This is a genomic window from Bradyrhizobium sp., assembly GCF_049586575.1.
Classification (GTDB): domain Bacteria; phylum Pseudomonadota; class Alphaproteobacteria; order Rhizobiales; family Xanthobacteraceae; genus Bradyrhizobium.
In genome coordinates, this window is sequence record NZ_JBAVCF010000796.1 from 1 (window position 1) to 3,275 (window position 3,275).

Sequence of the window (3,275 nt, forward strand, 5' to 3'; positions counted from 1 at the left end):
GCTTCGATCTCGATTTGCGTGATCGGCGCCGCCAGCAGGATGCGGCCCTGCATGGCCGTGCCGGTGAGTTCGGCGACCGCAATATACGGCGCCCGCGACAGCGCAGCAGTTTGCTCTAGCGCGGCGCCGCGCCCATTGGCCAGCACAAAACTACCGTTGCCGCGATTCTTTGCGACCCGGTCGGGAAACGCGAGCGCCAGCATGATGCCGGTGGACGGCAGCTCATCGCCACGAGCCACGTTCGCTTTGTCGCCCGCCGCCACCTGCGCGGCCCAGCGTTGCGCCTGATGGCGCGCGGCTTCCGCACGCTGCGATCGATCGCGGCGAAAAGCATCCAGCCGGACGTCGAGATCGACATGATCGCCGCCGAGGCCGCGCTCGGTAAGTACCGTCGCAATCTCGGCAGCCGCGCGGCCTGCACCGAGGCGATGCGCGTCGACGATCATGCGCGCCAGCCGCGGTGGCAGCGCCAACGCCCGCAAGCTGCGACCTTCGTCGGTAATCCGCCCGTCCCGGTCGAGCGCGCCGAGTTCGCGCAGCAGTTCGCGCGCCTCCTTTAGCGCCGGCGCGGGAGGGGGATCGAGAAAAGCCAGGCTTGAAGGATCGCTGACACCCCATTGCGCGAGATCGAGCACCAGCGACGACAGGTCGGCGCTCAGAATTTCCGGCTGCGTATAGGCCGCAAGCGAGGCGGTCTGCGGCTCGTCCCACAGCCGGTAGCACACGCCCGCTTCCGTACGCCCGGCGCGGCCACGGCGCTGATCGACCGCCGCACGCGAGGCCCGCACGGTCTCGAGCCGCGTCAGTCCGATATCCGGCTCGTAGCGCGGCACCCGCGCCAGACCGGAATCGACCACGATCCGCACCCCTTCGATGGTCAGCGAAGTCTCGGCGATCGAGGTCGCCAGCACGACCTTGCGATGGTTCTTCGGCGGTGGCGCAATGGCGCGGTCCTGCACCGCGGCATCGAGTGCGCCGAACAGCGGCACGATTTCAATTGAAGCATCATGAATTCGCTCGGCAAGAAGATTTTGCGTGCGGCGAATTTCCGCGGCGCCGGGCAGGAAGGCCAGCACCGAGCCCGGATCGGCGCGCAGCGCGGTCGCGATCGCATCCGCCATCTGCCGCTCGACCGGCGCATCGGCTTTTCGGCCGAGGTAACGCGTCTCCACGGGAAAGGCGCGGCCTTCGCCGGCGACGACTGGCGCTTCGCCGAGCAGTTTGGCGACCCGCGCCCCATCGAGCGTCGCCGACATCACGAGGATGCGCAGGTCTTCGCGCAAGCCGGTTTGCGCATCGCGCGCCAGCGCCAGCCCCAAATCAGCGTCGAGCGAACGTTCGTGAAACTCATCGAACAGCACCGCAGCCACGCCGCTCAGCTCGGGATCATCGAGAATCTGCCGGGAAAAAATCCCTTCGGTGACCACCTCGATTCGCGTCGCGCGCGACACCTTTGAACCGAAGCGGACGCGGTAGCCGACGGTCTCGCCGACCCTCTCGCCAAGCGTATGCGCCATGCGCTCGGCGCTGGCGCGCGCCGCAATCCGCCGCGGCTCCAGCACGATAATCTTCTTGTCCCTCACCCAGGGAGCATCGAGCAAAGCGAGCGGCACCCGCGTCGTCTTGCCCGCGCCGGGCGGCGCGACCAGCACGGCGGCATTGTGGCCGTCCAGCGTCCGCGCCAGATCGTCAAGCACGGCATCGATGGGAAGAGGCGTGTCAAAAGTGCGGGGCACCAGCTCGAATCCGTCATCACCCGCGAAAGCGGGTGATTCAGTAAACTCAGACCTCAAAGGTCACGAAGATCGGGAATACTGGATACCCCGCATGCGCGGGGTATGACAACAGAGTCACGTCCGCTCGGACGGCCGGCCGACGCTTTCGTAAACGAAGCCGTGCGCCGCCATATCCTCGGGCCGATAGACGTTGCGCAAATCCACCACGACGGGATGGGCCAGCTCGCTCTTGAGGCGTTCAAGGTCCAGCGCGCGATACTGCGTCCACTCGGTCACCACCACCAACGCATCGGCGCCGCGGGCGCAGAGATACGGATCGTCGCAATATTCGATGTCGGGCAATTCGCGGCGCGCCGCCTCCATGCCGACCGGATCGTGCGCGCGTACCTTCGCGCCCATGTCGAGCAGCCCGGTCACCAGCGGAATCGACGGCGCCTCGCGCATGTCGTCGGTGTCGGGCTTGAAGGTGAGGCCGAGCACGGCGACGGTCTTGCCACGCAGATTACCACCAACGGCGCTCGAAACCTTGCGCGCCATCGCGCGCTTGCGGTTGTCGTTGACCGCCAGTACCGCCTCGACGATCCGCAAATTCACGTCGTGGTCGAGCGCGATCTTGACCAGCGCCCTTGTGTCCTTCGGGAAGCACGACCCGCCGAATCCGGGGCCTGCGTGCAGAAACTTGGATCCGATGCGGTTGTCGAGCCCGATGCCGCGCGCCACCTCCTGCACGTTGGCGCCGACTTTTTCAGAAAGGTCGGCCATCTCATTGATGAAGGTGATCTTGGTGGCGAGGAAAGCGTTGGCGGCGTATTTGATCAGCTCCGCGGTGCGACGCGCGGTGAACATCAGCGGCCCCTGGTTGAGTGACAACGGCCGGTAGATATCGCCCATCACCTTGCGGGCGCGCTCGTCCGACGTGCCGATCACGATGCGGTCCGGGAATTTGAAATCGCGGATTGCGGCACCCTCGCGCAGGAATTCCGGGTTGGAGGCGACGGCGACGTCGGCACCTGGGTTGGTTTCGTGAATAATGCGCTCGACATCGTCGCCGGTGCCGACCGGCACCGTCGACTTGGTGACCACGACGGTAAATCCCTTCAGTGCGCCAGCGATCTCCCGCGCGGCGGCATGGACATAGCTCAGGTCGGCGTGACCGTCGCCGCGACGGGACGGGGTGCCGACCGCAATGAACACAGCATCGGCTTCGGCGACGGGCGTGACGAGATCAGTCGTGAAATTCAACCGGCCGGCCTTGGCATTGGCGGCAACCAGCGCATCGAGTCCCGGTTCAAAGATCGGAATTTCGCCGCGACGGAGCGCAGCGATCTTGCTCTCATCCTTGTCGACGCAGGTGACCTGATGTCCAAAATCGGCAAAGCAGGCGCCTGACACCAGTCCCACATAGCCCGTGCCGATCATGGCGATATGCATTTGGAAACCTGTCGAAAATGGTTAACGGACGATTCGTGATCGTGTCTTAAAGCATTTTGACACAAACAGAAAACTGAACGCCATCATGACAATGGCATGTCATTTGCG

At 65.0% G+C, this 3,275-nt stretch carries 2 protein-coding genes; both read right to left on the reverse strand.

What is annotated here, in order from left to right; translation table 11 throughout:
• Positions 1-1,736 (reverse strand): ATP-dependent helicase HrpB (hrpB, locus tag WB528_RS28350; protein WP_423892768.1); only part of this gene is annotated, 1,736 nt, incomplete at its 3' end.
• A gap of 114 nt (positions 1,737-1,850) precedes the next feature.
• Complete coding sequence (locus WB528_RS28355; protein ID WP_423892771.1) at positions 1,851-3,167, reverse strand: UDP-glucose dehydrogenase family protein; 1,317 nt, start codon at positions 3,165-3,167, stop codon at positions 1,851-1,853.
• Between the last annotated feature and the right edge of the window lie 108 nt (positions 3,168-3,275).